Below are 16,543 nucleotides of genomic sequence, written 5' to 3' on the forward strand. Positions count from 1 at the left end.
GCCATGATTCTATCCAAGGTCTGCTTCACTGGTTTGCTGATTTCGGCCTCAATCGACGGCGTGCTGGCAAACGATAGCACGATGGCCCGGGTACCGTCCGGTCGCTATGAATCCTTTGTGCCGGAGAAGAAGACACCCGGTGCTCCTCTGCAAGCGCCGGTGCTTTTTGTGAAGACCTTTGATATGGATCGAACCCCTGTGACCAATGGACAGTTTCTGAGTTTTGTTTTGCAGAATCCGGCCTGGCAACGTGATAAGGCCAGCGGGCTTTTTACGGAACCGGGTTACCTTTTGCACTGGGAAGAGGGACTTAAAACGGGACCGGGCGCTCCACTGACGAGTCCTGTGGTCAACGTCTCCTGGTTTGCCGCAAGAGCTTACTGTCGTTCCCTGGATAAGCGTCTTTTGACCACGGCTGAATGGGAGTATGTTGCAGGTCCTGAGTTCTTCGGCCAGACCAAAGCGGATCGTGAGAATTTTCTGCAACTCATCCTGGAATGGTATGCCCGGCCTTCGCCCCTGGTTTTACAGTCGGTTGGGCAACCCACCAGGCATCGCCTGGGTATGCAGGACCTCCATGGGCTGATCTGGGAATGGACCAGCGATTTCAGTTCCAATATTGCATCGACGGAACTTCGCGATAATTCGTCACCTGATGCGGCCGAATTTTGTGGTGCGGCCACATTGGGCGGCAAGGATCCTACAAACTACGCAAGCTATATGCGCTTTGCTTTTCGAAGCAGCTTAAAAGGAGGATTTTCCCTTGCGAATCTTGGTTTCCGGTGCGCCCGTGATGTGGCGCCTTAAGTGTATTCTTTTGGTGATGATCACGTTGTGGGCTTCAGGTGACCTTCTGGCGAAAGCGCCAGGCAGTTTGCATGAGCTTGGCAGCACCTGGAAGGATCAAAATGGGTTGGCTTTTGCCTGGAAAGATATGGAAGGCCAGGTCGTTCTCCTCAGTATGGTTTATACCAGCTGCGAACAAACCTGCCCGCTCATTATCACGGAGCTGAGCGCTCTTCAGAAAGCTTTGCCAAGCCATCTGCAGGATAGGGTTCAGGTTCTGATTTTTACGTTTGATCCCGACAGGGACACGCAAGGGCGGCTTGCGGCGTATGCCAAAGCCCGTCACCTGAACCCAAAATGGCGCTTTTTACGATCATCGCCTGACGACGTTCAGGAACTTGCCGCTGTTTTAAACTTTCGCTACAAAAAAATGGAATCGGAAGACTATGCGCACTCCAATATTTTTACTGTGCTCGATCAGAAAGGTCATATGCGCCATCAGCAGTTGGAACTTTTCAGGGGCCGAGGGCAGACTGTGGAAATGATTCAGTCGATACTTGAATCTGCCGGTCGGTAACCAAAAAGGATCCGTGACAGAAGAGAAGTTTTCCTGCAGAATCGGTCATGTCAGCCCTTCTGCAGAGAGTATCCTATGCTGCTCACTCTTGGCCTTGTTATTTTGCTGTTTTGGGTCAGTCGCATTCCCCATTATCAGGCACAGAGTTTACGCCTCCTGCCCGAGCATTGGACCTCGCCGCATCATGCCCGCGTCTCGCTGATCGTCGCAGCCAGGGATGAGGCGGCAGGGATCGCGGCCAGTGTGCGATCGCTTCTTTCGCAGGACTGGCCGAATCTGGAACTGATTGTTGTGGATGATCGTTCCACGGATGGCACGAGTGAAATCCTGGATGATCTGTCGACAAGGTTTCCGCAGCTGCAGGTGATCCATAATCACGAGCTGCCGTCCGGCTGGTTGGGTAAGTGCTGGGCCTTGTCTCTTGGGGCTCGAAAAGCCACCGGAGACTGGCTGGTTTTCTGTGATGGTGACGTGATCATGCAGCCCCATACGATTCGATCGGTCGTCACAACGTGCGAAACTGAGCATCTGGATCACCTTTGTCTTGCACCGCGTATGCTCAATCAAAGTTTCTGGCAGGATGCGGTGGTGGCCTCACTGTCGTTCCTCTTTTATCTCTTCCAGGATCCTCGGCATATCTTTGATCGTAACAAGGTCCACAGCTATATGGGTGTGGGGGCTTTTAATATGGTGAGGCGTGACCTTTACGAACGAGTGGGTGGGCATGCAAAGCTGAGACTGGAAGTGGTCGATGATGTTTTTCTCGGCATGCTGGCCAAGCGTGGGGGAGGGCGATCGGGCTTCTTTCTGGGGCAAAATCTGGCTTCGATTCGTTGGTATTCGAGTCTTTGGCAATATATAAGGGGACTCGAGAAAAACAGTTTTGCGGGCTTGCGTTTTTCCTGGTGGCTGCTCGGGCTTTCCATTGCTGTCCAGACTCTGATTTTCTTCCTGCCGCCCTTCTTGTCGTTAACAACAACTGGCTGGACCAGGGTTCCGTGGCTTCTGTCCACTTTTATTTCCCACGGGCTCTTCATACAATGCTGCCGCCGCCATGCCGTGGATTGGACACGAGGGCTGACGTTAGTGCCTGCGATCATGATTCAGTTTTTAACTTTCTGTCGGTCCGCGTGGATCATGACGAGACAAGGTGGGGTCATGTGGCGAGGAACGTTTTATCCCATGCAGGAATTGAAAGCCGCACAAGGCATCCTTCGAGGGCCTTTCATTCCCTGGTTCCATCGTTCCCATTAAGCGCCTTTTTCAGATGACTCTCAACTATGGTTAAAAGGCTCTCCAGTTCAAAAGGTTTTTCCAGCCAACCATTTGCACCTGTTTCCTGGGCACGGGTTTGAATATCTTCGGCAGCCGAAACGATCACGAACGGAACCGTGTTGTTTTTCTCCAACCTCAAGCGCCGGCTGAATTCCCAACCATTCATGACCGGCATTTTCATATCGAGCAGGATCAGATCAGGGCGCACTCTGTGAAGCATATCCAGGCCTTCAAGGCCGTTGTGTGCAACTTTTACTATGTAACCGTTCATGGTGAGGATTTGATCCAGCAGATCTCGACAGTAGTCATCGTCCTCAATGACCAAAATTATGGCCTGGCGTTCTTGTGTCATCGATCATGCTCCTTCGGCTATTGGTTTAACCCTCACGTTGCGCCAAAACCATATGTTTAATAGCCTTACATAAAAAAAGCCAGATACCCGCACGGTATTTGTTGCTATTAATAGGCAAGACTTGGCTTTGTCTGTAATGGAGGAATCTCGTGATGAAGATCTCTGAAATGATGACTCAGGAAACCGTTCTGATGAGTCCGGAAACCAATATCCGGACGGCGTGTGAAATTATGCGTGACAGTGATATTGGTTTCATTCCTGTGACCGATGGCGAAAAAATATTAGGTGCTGTTACGGATCGTGATATCGCCACCCGCGGTATCGCCAATGGCATGAATCCGGATGAGACCCCGGTTCAAGATGTCATGAGCCGGGATATTGTCTTCATCTACGAGGATCAGGATGAACTGGAAGCTGCGCGCCTGATGCAGGTGAAGCAGATTCGCCGTCTGGTGGTGCTGAATCGCGACAAGCGGTTAGTCGGTATTCTGTCGCTCTGCGACCTTTCCTCGCATGCCAGGGATCACGCCCTCGCGGGTGAAATTCTGGAAAGCATGCTGGACCATACGGATCGCCCCTCCACCCACCAACTTTGATAAAGGTTCCGTGAATTTTCCATTCATACTGGATCTTTATCAGATTTTTTGGTTCCATCCTCCTCATGAGTTCACGCCAGCATGAGGAGGTTTTCATGCGCATTTTGTTCTGTATGTCCTGTCTGCTGCCAATGTCATTATCGGCCCAGGTTTCCACTTTGGAAGCTCTGGTGGAAACAACGCCGATCCCAGCCGGTTTTTCCGATAGCGATGATGCTGCGATCTGGAAACATCCCAAGGATTCGAACAAGAGTTTAATCCTCGGCACCAGTAAATACGATGAAGACGGGCAGGGGGGTCTTGGGGTCTATGATCTTGAAGGCCGACAGTTACAATTCTTTGCTGGCAGTAAACTCAACAGCGTTGATATTATAAAAAATGTAGCTGTCGCTTCGAATCGCAGCGAAAACGCTCTTGATATCTATCGCATTCGGCAAGGGAAGGTCAATTTTCTTACGCGGACCGTGCTGAAGGACAGCCAAGGGAAGGCTTTTGAGCCCTACGGTTTATGCCTGGCGGAAGCGGCTGATGATGACGATGATGTCCGTGTGTACCTGCCAACAAAGTCGGGTCTGCTTTATGAATATACGTTCGATGACGAATACCAGGCTGAACTGGAGGCGACTTATGATCTGGCGGCTCTGGTCCGACCGGTGCAGGATGCCTTTATTCAAAGTGTTGTGACGAAAGAAACCCAGGCGGAAGGGGAAATGGATGAGCTGCAAGAAAATTTAGATGAGCGATTTATCCTCGAAGGTTGCGTTTTTGATGCCCGCACTCAAAAACTCTATGTGGGCATGGAAAATTTTGGTATCTGGTCTCTCTCGACTGCAGCCGCCAAACCTATACCCAAGCTGGTTATCCCTGTCCAAGGTTCATGGACTGATATTGAACAGTGGGGAAAGCCAGGCGTACCTCGTGTGACGGACGATATTGAAGGCATGGATATTCTGCATGCCAACGGTCGTTCCTATTTACTCTTTTCAAGCCAGGGCATCTCGGAATTTACCCTTTACGACCTCACAAACTTAACATGGCTCGGCAATTTCAAGATCACGTTTGGGGCAAGTGACGCGATTACGTTCACCGATGGGCTGGCTGTTCAATCGGGTGCCTTAGGCCAACGCTATCCCGAAGGTGTTCTTGTGGTGCACGATGATGAAAATACCCAGCCTGACGGCACTCTGGCCCCTGCCAACTACAAGGTCATTTCGCTGGCTGACCTTTGGAAAATTTTTCCGAAGACAGGTAACTGACGCGAAGTTCCTGCTGGCGGCTTGAACAGCAACGTGGGAAAATAAGACCATGATTTGGACTCAGAAACGGAGATCCTGGTGCCTGCCGAACATGCTGTTCATGCTGCTCTTGATTCAAGCGCGCTTTACCCTTTGAATATTCCTATTCATGTGCCTTTTACGATATCCAGGGAAAGCCTGGCCACAGCACACATTATTCTGGTGGAAATACGTAATGAGGATGGCCTCGTCGGCCTGGGCGAGTGCGCGCCCTTTCCTTCGTTAACCCGTGATTCCATGGCATCAGCTGCGGACGTTGCGCGCGGCCTCCTGGATGAGATCCACGGCTGCACCACACACAAAGCCTTTGAACGCCTGCGTAAGCTGAAGCAGGAGGCAGTGGCCCAATCCATCACGGGTTATGTTGGTGTGGAAGGTGCCCTATGGGACCTGCAGGCGCGCGAGCTGAAGCAGCCCTTATCCCAGATCTGGGGCACCGGTCAGCAAAGGACGCTGATGACCGACATCACGCTGCCTATCATGGATCCCCATTCCGTGACGAGTTTTTGGGATCTGTATCGGACTTTTGCATTTTCCACGATCAAGGTGAAAGTTTCAGGCCATGTGGATCAGGACCTTGATATGATTCGCGCCCTGCAAAGCACCGTTCCAAAGGACACTCGCTATATTTTGGATGGCAATCAGGGATTTTCGGTGACTCATGCGGAAATGCTGGTGACACGGCTGCAAAGCATGGATATTCAGCCTCTGTTTTTCGAACAGCCACTGCCTGAAGACGACTTTGCCGGGTTCGTTCGGCTTTCGCAAAAATTGCCGATTCCCATCTGCGCGGATGAAACCGTGCGCTCCCACAAGGATCTGCAGCGTTTGCTTGAACTGGGGCTCAAACCGATTGTGAATATCAAGATCATGAAATCGGGTATCGAAGACTCCCTGCGTATCATAGCGCTGGCTCAACGTGGGGGTTGTCCCCTGATGATCGGTGGCATGCTGGAGAGTGAGGTGGCCATGGGCCTGTCGTTACAAATGGCCTGTGGTACGGAAGCGATTACCTATGCGGATCTTGATACGCCCTTCTTTTTCAAAGAGCGTGTGACCCAGGAAAGCCCGTGGCATGCTTGCCATGCGGAACTGCATTTACCCCATGGGAATGGGCATGGATTAGTGCGCCGGGTCTGACGTCCAGGTGGCTTGCATACAGACATGTGACGCCTCTTCCGGAATATTGTGCAACACGTGATGGGGTCCGTAGGTGGCAACGTCCAGCGTTTCACCCGCATCTCCAAAAGCGATCACAGCGTTGGGGATATGGGTCGCGAGTTCGGGCCAGTCGTCCCGAGACATGTGACCCGTAGTCTGATGAAAGGAATAGGAAGCGGCCCACACCGGTCCATCCTGCTGAGGGCAGGTCCAGACGAGGTGATTTTTTTCCAGAACAAATTGATCGCGGTCGCAGTTCGGTAGCATAACCAGGGTTTTCAAGGTGTCGAAAGCCGGGAGCTGCGGCAGTACGAAAGCTGGTTCGGTGCCGGGCACGTCATACTGCAATTCAAGCCAGGCTTCCGCTTTCCCTTCCTCTTGCTGTTCTTCCAGCCAAACAAATCCATCGTGCCATGTTATTGGAATTCTGTGCTCACCGGCCGCATCGATGCGCCGAGCCTGAAGATGAAGTGGCGCCAGCTCTGAGGCCAAGGGATAGCGGACTTCAGGGGCCTGGTCCCGCGTCCAATTCAAAGTAATGGATGGGGACCCTTCGTGGTTGGGCTGCCATAGCAGTGAACCCTGTGCGATATTCCAGGCGTCACCCACGCCTATAACATTCACGGCTGAAGCATGCTGAATGGAGTGGGGCAGGGGCATGCGAAAGAGGGCAGCATGATCAAGAGGCGGCGCCCGGTGTTCCAGCTGCGGGGCAACTGAGTCCGTAATATGGGCTGTTGACGGCATGCATCGTGAGGCACCCGGGGCGCTCTCGCGGTCGTCCCCTATCCTTGGCCTGGGTTGGCTCTGATGCAGGAAGCTCAAAGTCACCTGTTCCTGGATGTGAATCATCTTGAACTGCAAGGTCACATGTTTATGGGTGGGACCTTGCTCCAGTTTCACGCGAGCCTGAGACAGCACGTGAGCTTCATGGCTTTTTTCGAGCTGAATGGAAAAATGTCCTAAAGCGCGTTTCATATCGGGAAACTGCGAAGACAGATCCCGTGGCATGTTTTTCTTGTGAGGTTGGCAACCGAGGGTGCACACCAGAGTTCCGAGGAGGCTGCCTATAAATACATCATGCCTGAACACAATCGACTCCAGAAGTGATGTTGTTATTCTTTCTCGGACGAAAGAATGAAGAGTCTTAAGGCATAAAATGGAGGGTGTGACAAATAGGGGGAAAAACCGGTTTTTTTAGGCAAAATTAAAGGGGCCAGCCGAAGCTGACCCCTTCGATTTTGCGACGTCTTAGAAGACCTGATTCAAGTTCACGTAAAGGACGCGACCATCTGGAGAGAACAGCTCTTTCACACGGGTGTCATCACCCGCGCGTTCGCTGTTATCACGAGGGAAATCGGTATCGAAAACGTTCAATGCGCCCAGCGCGATGGAACCGTTCCAAGGATGACTCCACGCGTACTGAGCATCGTAGGTTGTGAAACTCCCGATGTCCAGATCCGGATCCAGAGCCGACTGCTGCTTGGCAATGATGTTATTGCGCAGAAGGACGCTTTGGTTGCCGAATGCGACAGTACCCGTGTTTACCATGCGCCAGCGAGGTCTGCCGCGTTCGCCCAGAAGGTCTTCCTGCGCCTGGCCTGGGAAGGGGACACTGCGGGAATAGAATTTCCTGGAGTATTCCGAACCCACCGACGCGCGTGTGGTGCCGGCGCGGAAGCGGTACTCGGCATTGGTGTCGATACCGGAGTTTTCAGACTCACCGAGGTTCATCGTGGGGATGATAATGCGCTCCAATCGGCCATCGGCAGCGTTGCCTGCGCGGATGATTTCAACGCCTTCATACGACTGACCCGAGGCGATCGAATCCACAACGCGTTGTGCATCCATATCCTGAACGATGTCGTTGATTTCGATATACCAGTAGTCAGCACCGACCGAGAAGCCTTCGAAAGGATCGGCAACGACGCCGAAACTGTAGGATGTGGACGTTTCTTCCTGCAGATCCTGGTTGCCTGAGGTTTCAATTTCCACTTCGGTGGTTGTGGGAATATCAGCTTGGCCTGCATAGAGAATCGTATCTTTCAGGTTATCCAGACCAACGGATTTGCCCTTATAGATCTGACGCAATGTCGGCGCTTTAAAGCCTGTGGCTGCACTACCCCGGAACATGAGCCGATCCACAGGACGGTATTTGAAACCGAACTTGGGATTGGTTGTGCCCCCGAAGTCGCTGTACTGGTCATGACGCACGGCAGCCTGCAGTTCCAATTCCTTGAGGACGGGCAGGCTAAGCTCGGCGTAAAGCGCATTGACCTGACGGTCGCCTTGATCGCCTTGGTCATTCACAATACCGAAGACGTTGTTATTTTCGGATTGTGTATCGATGGTCTTTTTATAGTCCTGCTCGATCCGGTTCACGCCCAGCGCCAGTGCCGCCGATCCGCCTGGCAGATCGAAGAGCTCGCCTGTGGTGTTGGCATCGTAGGTGATCATTTGTGTTTCGGTGATCACAAACGGTTGATACGAGGCGCGACTGACCACGTTGGCCAGGTTGGGATCGGCCAGGTTGGTTTCAAACGGGTTGAATTCACCTGAGGCCACGGCATTCACGAGTTCGCTCTTAAGCATAAAGCCGGTGGGATTCACCTGATCTTTTTTACCTTCCGTGCGACCAGCAACGGCTTGCCATTCCCAGCTGCCAGCGAGTTCACCACGCACACCGATGCTGCCACCGAAAACCGTGTTTTCCTCTTCAAAGCGTCGAAGGCCCCAAGGAACGCCACGATAATAAACATCCACCGGGCCTTCCACCGTCGTCAGGCCCAACTGGGCGAGCTTCAGTTCGTTGACCCTGGCCGCCGCAATCGCCTGGGGAATAGTGAATTCACCGGCGTTGGGTGCCTGATTCCAGGAATTGGTGTTACGGTTCGCGCGCAGATTCGAGAACAGACTCAGGCTATCGTTCAGGCGATATTCAAAGTTGTTCAGGATACTGACCTGCGTGAATTCTGACGAGAATGCACTGGTTTCGCCGTAGTTATACGCGCAAAGGGTCCGGCCCTCTTCCGACAGCTTATCAGGATTATCCGCGCAGTTGGGGTGAGCCTGGAGAGGCAGCCCTACGGTCTGAAGGTTGGCGGGGAATGCATAGATACTCAAACCGCGTTCGGTCCACTCACGATCCCGGTAATAGATCGGCTCCTGATGCTGGTAGCCCAAGACAGTGAGGTTACGGAAGTTATCCTTCGTCACACCCGTCATATATGAAAACTGCGTGCCGACGCCGCCGTCACCAGCCTGGGGTTTGCTTCCACGAGCATAAACCGCGCTGCCTTCAAAATCTTTCTTGGTGATGATGTTGATCACACCGCCGGTGGCGTCCGAACCGTAAATCGCCGATGCTGAATCCTTCAGCACTTCGATGCGCTCGACCGCGGCCATCGGGATGACTGAAAGATCCACGACCCCTTCGCCACCTTCATCCGGCAGACGACGACCGTCGAGAAGGACCAGAGTGTTCTCTGGGCCAAGGCCCCGCAGGTTTACGTTCATGACCGTGCCGCGCTTGTCTTCCACGGAGTAGCTGCTGTACGAGCCATCAATGGAAACCGACAGGTTCTGCATGAGTTCGGAAACGGAGGATACACCTGACTTTTGAATGGCCTCACTATCGATCTGGATAACGGATGATACGCCTTCCACATCGGTACGCTTGATACGGGAGCCTGTAACCTGGATACGTTCGGACTTTTTCTCTGCCTTCTTCTCGACAGCGGTCGAATCCGCTTCTTTGGTGACCGGGTCAGCTTGCTGAGCACGCGCCATAGGCATGAGCAAGGTTCCTGAAGCCAGTCCGCCTGAGACAGCGAATGCCAAGCGATGAGACCGCAACAAACGTCTACTCACCTTAGACTCCTCATAAGATTGGTGCAAATTTGAAAAGTTGTTTGTTTATAAAGCAAAGATCGGCGGAAAGTCAATTGAGTCAGGTAATTTGGGATCTGGTTGAGGCTGGTGCTGAATTGAGCAAAAGTAAAGCCGCTCGACGCAATATCGAGCGGCTGATGTTTTTAAGGCCGGAGATAGGGCGACAGCTTGCGGTCAAAAGCCCTGAGGGCAAGCTTTCCGTACGGTTTAGGCCGCGACTTCCTTGCTTTCCGAAGCAATGGTCCTGGCCTTGACATGAGCGGGCGGCTTACGCAGATCCCACACCAAACCGAACCAGGAAGCCACTTTCAATGTGTAATACGAGAGGTCGATCTCCCACCAGAACCAGCCCTGGTTGGCTGTCGACTGGTAGTAGTGGTGGTTGTTATGCCAGCCTTCACCACAGGTAATCAAAGCCAGGAGAAAGCTATTCCTGCTGCCATCACCCGAGCGATAACGCACGCGACCGAACAGGTGAGTCAAGGAGTTGATCACAAAGGTTCCGTGGAACAGGAGCATGGTTGAAAAGAAGAAACCCCAGAACAAACCGGACCATCCAAATGCGAGCCACATGCCCACGGCATAGACAGTTGGTGGTACGAGGAAATACTTATTCAACCAGACGAGTTCCGGGTATTTGGCAAAATCCTGGATCCATTTCCAATGCGTCGTCACTGAATTCGGACTCATGATCCAACCCATCTGGGCCCACCAGAATCCGTGTTGTTTGGGCGAATGCAGATCCTCTTCCGTATCGGAATACTTATGGTGATGGCGATGATTCGCAGCCCACCACAGGGCCCCCTTCTGCGCAGACGTCTGTGCCATGAAGGCGATCACGAACTGCATGAAGCGTGATGTCTTATAGGTTCGATGTGAAAAATAGCGATGATAGCCAGCGGTCACGGCAATCATGCGAACATAGTACGACGCGAACACCAGCCAAAAAGCCTTGGCATCAAACTCAAAGAAAAAAGCGCACAGTCCAGCGACGTGCATAACGATAAACGGTATCGATCCAACCCAATCAACCTGCCTGACAGGGGCTTGTGTCTGCTCGATTTGTTGTGCGGCGACTTGCATAGGTTCTCCTTCCAGCACTCAATCTTCCTCTACTCTTCGGCTAGTATAGGTCAGGACATCAGTGTTTCCCACGGGTTGCACGCAGGTTTTACCATTGTTTTACAAGTTGAGACCTAGCTCAGGCAGGGCGGGGCATGGGCTGCCGGTTTCATTCAGAAAATCGGTGCCTGCCAAAACTCGTGTAGGTCTGTGGTTACACCCGTTGATCACGTTTGTGTTCGAAGCTTTGACAGTTCACTCCGGTAAAAATCCACTGCACCGCTCGGTTGAACACCTTGCGATCATCGCGCGGCTCGAGTCCATCAACCCAAAGCGTTGCTGAAAAGCCTATGTGACTCCAAATCGCCCTAACGTGACTCCATGTCCAGGAATTTGAAAGCTAAAGTTATTCCAGCCAGTTGCAATTCGCTTGCTTCGGTGAACCGCGTACTTTAAAATTTTTAAAACTCTAAAGTCCGAAAATGCCTTGAAAACGCCTCTTTTTTCAGCCGGTTTCCGTCCTCGACCCGTGTCGGTTGTAGACGCTGTGATCCATATGGAGGTTCTATGAAACGGTATCTTGTCTTGGTGGGTTTGAGCTGGTATCTCAGCTCGGCCGCCTCAGCTGATCCCAAAGAAGATTTCGTCAAAGCTGTGGTGGATCAGTGCAAACTCCCCAAAGAAAAAGCGGAAACGCTGGCGACGCCTGGACGGACAGGAACGATTGTGCAGTTTACGCTGTGCATCAGCTCCACCGTTGATGTTGGGGATGGTTGCAAGGTCACTTGCAAGAAGCAAGGCAGTAACATCGGTGGTTAATTCATTGAAGGGAAAATCCATGAAGTCTTTTTTGCCTCTAGTAATTTGCACTGCGATGGGCAGTGTGGCCTTGGCTGCCGAAGGTGATCTGCAAAAACGCGTCGAAGCTTTGGAGTACCAGGGTTTTGAAAATACTCTGAGCTGGAGTGGTTTCTTTGAAACCCGGTTTGATCAAGTGACCTTCAAGCCCGATGTTGGCGACAAATCCACCATGAACCTGAGCCGTAACCTGGCTGGGATCGACTTCAGATCCAAGCCTCTGCCGAATGTCTCGGTCTTCGGGCGCTTTACGTACTCCAACGTTTTTAACAATTTGCCAACTGCCAGCGGCTCGGGCGTTAACCTGGGCCGGACTTATGCATCCAACGAAGTTGTGGTGGAACGCCTCTTTCTCAATTACGGAGTCATTGAGGGGCTGACTTTGTCCGTCGGTCGTTTGCCGACTCTCGATGGCCCTCCCACGCATATTTATGATGGACTGTCGCGTCAGGGGTCCTATCCTCGTCAGGTCTATTCATCCGCTCTTGACGGTTATGCCTTGACCTACAACATACCGTTGAATAGCCAGACTCAATCTCTGTCCGCGCGGCTTGTCTACACTCCTCTGTCGGAGATTACTGTGACAAATAGCGCATCAGGTGTGGGTGTTTTTGAAAAAACAGAGGTTAAAACTCCGGCTGGCGTCGGTACGGGTGTTTTCCACAACAGCACGGTACCCTTGACCTCCTGGATGCTGGACTACAGCTGGGATAATTCGGGATTTGCTCAAAACGTTTCAGCCATCTACCAGGGCTTTAAGTTCTCGGACCTAAAAGTCCCAGGTTGGAAAGCCGACTATATGATCAACTCCCTTTATCTGGAATTTAAGGATATTGCTTCCACGGGTTTAACTGTTTACGAGTCCTACACGAAAACGAAACTCGTCAACGAAGGCGGAGTGACCTTACCCACCGGGGGTTCTATTAGTTTTGGAGCCAACAAAGCTGATGCAACAATCGAAGGTACTATCAATATCACAGGTCTGGTTTATACCCTGCCTGTGGCTGCCATGAAGAACCCTTTGATAGGTTACGAGATGTATTCGGCTGACAAGAACTCCGTACAGTTCGATGCCGCCAACCGTGATGCCATAGGGTTCTATGTCCAGCGCGGCAAAGGCAACCATATCTTCTACACCCAGCCTCTTAACAACATTATGAAGCTGCGTTTGGGGATGATGGATTCCAAGCCTGAATATGCTCCTGGTCTCGCGGCAGGAGAATTCGCCAAGACCAAGGATACGACGACCGCGATCTACGCCAACCTTAGAACTGATTTCTAAGCCGGTTGATTTCGGGAGAGGGCCAGCTCTCCCTTCAAAAAATACATTTTCTGCGACATCTGCCCCTTGATCGGAATCTCCCCACGCGGCTCACATTCGAGATGCTTCTTCACCACATCAAAGACAGCCTGCGAGATGTTAATGCGTCCCGGTTCTGAGGTCTTTTCAATCCGGCTGGCGACGTTCACGGTGTCGCCCCAGATATCATAGGCAAAGCGCTTTTCACCGACCACGCCCGCCGTCACAGGACCATGATGGATCCCGATCCGGATCTGTAGGGGTTCACCGAACCAGCTTTGATCCTTGATGGTTTGCATCAGGTTCAAAGCCGCCAGACAGCTATTCAAAGTATGGGGTTCGTTTTTGGTCGACAATCCGCCGGCACAGAAATAGGCGTCACCGATCGTCTTGAGCCGTTCCAACCCGTGCTTATCCATAATGCGATCGATCATGGTGAAATAGTCATTCAAAGCTTTGACCAGATCCTGTGCGTGGATTTTTTCCGACATGCGCGTAAAGCCCACAATATCGATAAACATGACGGTCACGTCGGCGAGGTCATGCGGATCCACCCGACCGGTCAGGTAGAGTTCTTCCACAATCGGATGGGGCAGGATATTGCTCAGAAGTTGCTCGCGCTCGGCCTTGGCTGCGTGCAATTTCTTCAAAAAGATTTCGCGCTCCATATGGTGCACATAATCGGCTCGGTTGAACCTTTCAATCAGGTAATTGGCAACGATGGCAAGGACTACGGCCGAGAGGAGAAAGAAATTTTCCTGAAGGGCCGTAGGGACATTCACGTCCGTCCAAAGCAGGCGTACGACCTCATAGGTCGATACCATGACGAATCCGACGCGCAAAGAAATCCGTAAACGCAGCCCAGAGAAAAGATGGTTGTAGAGCAGCATGAGGCCGGTCGCGAAAACAAAGTATCCAGGAGGCATATCATTTGCAATAGCCATCCAGCAGTGCCCCAGGCACCCGGCTATCAGGGGAATGGAGATATAAAGCTCATATTTCGTGCGGTAATCCCGGTGAAAGGAGCGATAGAAGGTAAAAAAGAGGATCGTGGGCATAACGATGAGGCGCAAAACGGCCTGCAGGAGCAGGTTTGATAAATCCAGATTGTAATCCAGGATAAAAAACGAGGCGTACATAAGCAGGGCCATGGAGAGCGCAATACGGTTGAGGAGCAATCCCTTGGCGACATAATGACGCTTGAATCCCCGTTCATAAGCGGGATCCACAAAGCGAAGGTCCCAGCGGACCTTGTATTCATTTTTGAGGTTGTCGCCCATCATAACCAAACCCTCAACTATGGTTCAGCTATCGGCAGAATTTGTCAGATTGTAAATCAATGGATAAGGCCTGTTCCCTAGCCTGTCTTGAATGGCATAGTTAAATCTTTGCATCTTGACAGGAATGGGCTATGGAAATTTATGATCGCAACCAGGTTGAGTATTTTTACTAAAATAGAAAAAATGGCGTAGCAGTGGTAGGCTGCCGCCTCAAAGCGATGGAAAACGCCTTAAACATGGAGACTTGGCTTCATGACTTCACTGCAGCCAGTTCAAATCCTTGCCGTCACCGCCTCGACCAGGCACGCCGATCGAGTGGCTTACCAACTGTTATCCAAAGGCGTTCCTGTAAGGATGCACCTGGTGGAAAATCAATGCGCCTACCGCGAGGCGCTGGCCGATTTTCCTCTAGATGTAATAATCATGGAAGGCCTTCCCACGGGTTTTACCGCCACGGAAGCGCTTGGACTCCTGCAGGAAGAAGGCAGAAAACTGCCATTTCTTACGCTCACAGGATCTTTGGACGCTGATCTGAGCCTGGTCGAAAGCTTTGTCAAAGCCCTTGCCCATCAGAAACAATCCGCGTTTCACAGGGGACTCCTGGAAGCCATTGACGAGAACTCCTCGGATGGTCTTTTTATCGTGGATCTGGCTGGCCAGATTCAATATGCGAACAGGGCCGCTGAAAAGCTTTGTGGATTTGGGAAAATGCATCTGAAAGGAAGTCTAGCGGACATGCTCTGGGCCCCTGCCAGTCGCGATCTTTTTGCCGAGGCCTTACGAACTGTCCTGACCCATGGGCAACCGGTTCAACATTTGGAAGGCACGGTCCAGCATTCAGGCGGCCGCAGCATTCCCGTTCGGCTCAACTGCGCCGCAATTCGTGACCAATACCAAATCTCGGCGGCGCTGGTCACGATTCAAAGCACCGTTGAACTACGCCGCGCTTCGGCTGACATTGCCCTGCTGCATAAGCAGATGAATGTCGAGCGTTCACACTTTGAAACGATCATGAAACAATTTCCAGCAGGCATCGTGATCGCCGAAGCACCCAGCGGGCGCATTGTGTTCTTCAACGACCAGGCTCAGGACCTTATGGGAACTGACGTTGTTACAGCCACCTGCCTCGCCGATTACGGACAAATTCAAGCGTTCATGCCGGACGGTAAACCGTTGCAGATCGAGGATTGGCCTCTGACGCAGGCGCTTGAGTCTGGCATTGCTGTGCAGGGTATGGTGATCAGACTTTATCAAAAAGCAACGGACTGCGAATGCTACTTATCTTTGAATGCCGCTCCCATTTTTAATTCTGAAGGTCAAATCACCTCGGCGGTTCTCGCTGTCTTCGATATAACGGCCGAGCGGCAAGCGCACCTCAGTTTTGTCCAAGCGAAAGAGGAAGCCGAACGCGCCAACCATGCGAAGACAGTATTTCTGGCCAATATTTCTCATGAGATTCGGACACCGCTGGGTGCCGTCATAGGTTTCACGTCCCTGCTTCGCAGTGGTGACATCCCACCGGAAGAAGTGGATGAAACATTGACCATTATTGAGCGCAATGGATGCGATTTGCTTCGCCTCATCGATGAGATCCTGGACCTGTCCAAGGTCGAGGCGCAAAAAATGGAAATTGCCAAGGTCGAGTGCTCGGTCTCCCGGATTATTCGCGATGTCATGAATCTGCTGGGCCGCAGGGCCCGAGATAAAGGCTTGACTGTTCAGGTCATCACGAGGCCCGATACCCCGGACATCATCACGACAGACCCGGCCCGCCTCAAACAGGTCCTGGTGAATATGATCGGCAATGCCATCAAGTTCACGGAAAAAGGTAGCATCGAGATTGCGATTGGCCTTGAAGCAAACGACACGCTCCTGATTAAGATCAAGGACTCCGGTATCGGCATTCAAAAGGATCAAAGGGGGAGCCTTTTCCAGCCATTTTCTCAGGTCGATGGAACCAATACGCGGAAGTTCGGGGGCACAGGTCTAGGCCTTCTCCTGTCAAAAAAAATAGCCGTGCTCCTGGGTGGGAATGTGGATCTTCTCGATTCCGAGCCGGGTGTTGGCAGCACATTCGTTGTGACTGCCCAGGTGGCCCCAGTGCGACGCC

Annotated in this window: 14 protein-coding genes; 9 read left to right on the forward strand and 5 right to left on the reverse strand. The window is 52.1% G+C overall.

The features are described from left to right. The first annotated feature begins 3 nt into the window (after nucleotides 1-3). The 3 genes from VE954_RS26665 to VE954_RS26675 all read left to right on the forward strand — a co-directional run bounded on the left by VE954_RS26665 (nucleotide 4) and on the right by VE954_RS26675 (nucleotide 2,617). The gene (locus VE954_RS26665) at nucleotides 4-807 is read left to right on the forward strand and encodes a formylglycine-generating enzyme family protein (protein WP_324958610.1); all 804 of its coding nucleotides are present in this window, start codon (nucleotides 4-6) and stop codon (nucleotides 805-807) included. Continuing rightward, complete coding sequence (locus VE954_RS26670) at nucleotides 764-1,363, forward strand: SCO family protein (RefSeq protein WP_324958612.1); 600 nt, start codon at nucleotides 764-766, stop codon at nucleotides 1,361-1,363. Before VE954_RS26665 ends, VE954_RS26670 begins: the two co-directional genes overlap by 44 nt. A 75-nt stretch (nucleotides 1,364-1,438) precedes the next feature. After that, nucleotides 1,439-2,617: a glycosyltransferase family 2 protein gene (locus tag VE954_RS26675; RefSeq protein WP_324958614.1), complete on the forward strand. Its 1,179-nt coding sequence runs from the start codon at nucleotides 1,439-1,441 to the stop codon at nucleotides 2,615-2,617. Here the strand turns inward: VE954_RS26675 and VE954_RS26680 are convergent. Then, nucleotides 2,589-2,990 carry a response regulator gene (locus VE954_RS26680; protein ID WP_324958615.1) on the reverse strand — a complete coding sequence of 134 codons (402 nt, stop codon included), beginning with the start codon at nucleotides 2,988-2,990 and terminating at the stop codon, nucleotides 2,589-2,591. The genes VE954_RS26675 and VE954_RS26680 overlap by 29 nt on opposite strands. A gap of 152 nt (nucleotides 2,991-3,142) precedes the next feature. Here VE954_RS26680 and VE954_RS26685 point away from each other — a divergent pair, with 152 nt between their 5' ends. The 3 genes from VE954_RS26685 to VE954_RS26695 all read left to right on the forward strand — a co-directional run bounded on the left by VE954_RS26685 (nucleotide 3,143) and on the right by VE954_RS26695 (nucleotide 6,021). After that, nucleotides 3,143-3,586 carry a CBS domain-containing protein gene (locus VE954_RS26685; protein WP_324958638.1) on the forward strand — a complete coding sequence of 148 codons (444 nt, stop codon included), beginning with the start codon at nucleotides 3,143-3,145 and terminating at the stop codon, nucleotides 3,584-3,586. A 95-nt stretch (nucleotides 3,587-3,681) separates the two neighbouring features. Next, entirely contained in the window at nucleotides 3,682-4,842 is a 1,161-nt protein-coding gene (locus tag VE954_RS26690) for a phytase (RefSeq protein ID WP_324958617.1), read from the forward strand. Between the two features lie 78 nt (nucleotides 4,843-4,920). Then, the gene (locus VE954_RS26695; protein ID WP_324958619.1) at nucleotides 4,921-6,021 is read left to right on the forward strand and encodes a dipeptide epimerase; all 1,101 of its coding nucleotides are present in this window, start codon (nucleotides 4,921-4,923) and stop codon (nucleotides 6,019-6,021) included. Here the strand turns inward: VE954_RS26695 and VE954_RS26700 are convergent. The 3 genes from VE954_RS26700 to VE954_RS26710 all read right to left on the reverse strand — a co-directional run bounded on the left by VE954_RS26700 (nucleotide 6,004) and on the right by VE954_RS26710 (nucleotide 11,016). Then, nucleotides 6,004-7,134, reverse strand: coding sequence for a hypothetical protein (locus VE954_RS26700; protein ID WP_324958620.1), 1,131 nt, complete (start codon nucleotides 7,132-7,134; stop codon nucleotides 6,004-6,006). The genes VE954_RS26695 and VE954_RS26700 overlap by 18 nt on opposite strands. Nucleotides 7,135-7,293: 159 nt before the next feature. Next, nucleotides 7,294-9,912, reverse strand: coding sequence for a TonB-dependent receptor (locus tag VE954_RS26705; RefSeq protein ID WP_324958622.1), 2,619 nt, complete (start codon nucleotides 9,910-9,912; stop codon nucleotides 7,294-7,296). 228 nt (nucleotides 9,913-10,140) lie between these two features. Continuing rightward, entirely contained in the window at nucleotides 10,141-11,016 is an 876-nt protein-coding gene (locus VE954_RS26710) for an acyl-CoA desaturase (protein ID WP_324958624.1), read from the reverse strand. 546 nt (nucleotides 11,017-11,562) lie between these two features. Here VE954_RS26710 and VE954_RS26715 point away from each other — a divergent pair. Then, on the forward strand, nucleotides 11,563-11,814 hold the full coding sequence (locus VE954_RS26715) for a hypothetical protein (RefSeq protein ID WP_324958626.1): 252 nt from the start codon (nucleotides 11,563-11,565) through the stop codon (nucleotides 11,812-11,814). 19 nt (nucleotides 11,815-11,833) lie between these two features. Continuing rightward, entirely contained in the window at nucleotides 11,834-13,135 is a 1,302-nt protein-coding gene (locus VE954_RS26720; protein WP_324958628.1) for a DUF3373 family protein, read from the forward strand. On the opposite strand, the gene VE954_RS26725 is transcribed toward VE954_RS26720, so the two are convergent. After that, nucleotides 13,132-14,436, reverse strand: coding sequence for an adenylate/guanylate cyclase domain-containing protein (locus VE954_RS26725; protein WP_324958630.1), 1,305 nt, complete (start codon nucleotides 14,434-14,436; stop codon nucleotides 13,132-13,134). The two genes, VE954_RS26720 and VE954_RS26725, sit on opposite strands and share 4 nt — an antisense overlap. A gap of 249 nt (nucleotides 14,437-14,685) precedes the next feature. Between VE954_RS26725 and VE954_RS26730 the strand changes: the two genes are divergently transcribed. Beyond that, on the forward strand, nucleotides 14,686-16,543 hold a 1,858-nt coding region (locus tag VE954_RS26730), incomplete at its 3' end, for a PAS domain-containing sensor histidine kinase (RefSeq protein WP_324958632.1).

It is taken from the genome of Oligoflexus sp. (assembly GCF_035638955.1).
Taxonomy (GTDB): domain Bacteria; phylum Bdellovibrionota_B; class Oligoflexia; order Oligoflexales; family Oligoflexaceae; genus Oligoflexus.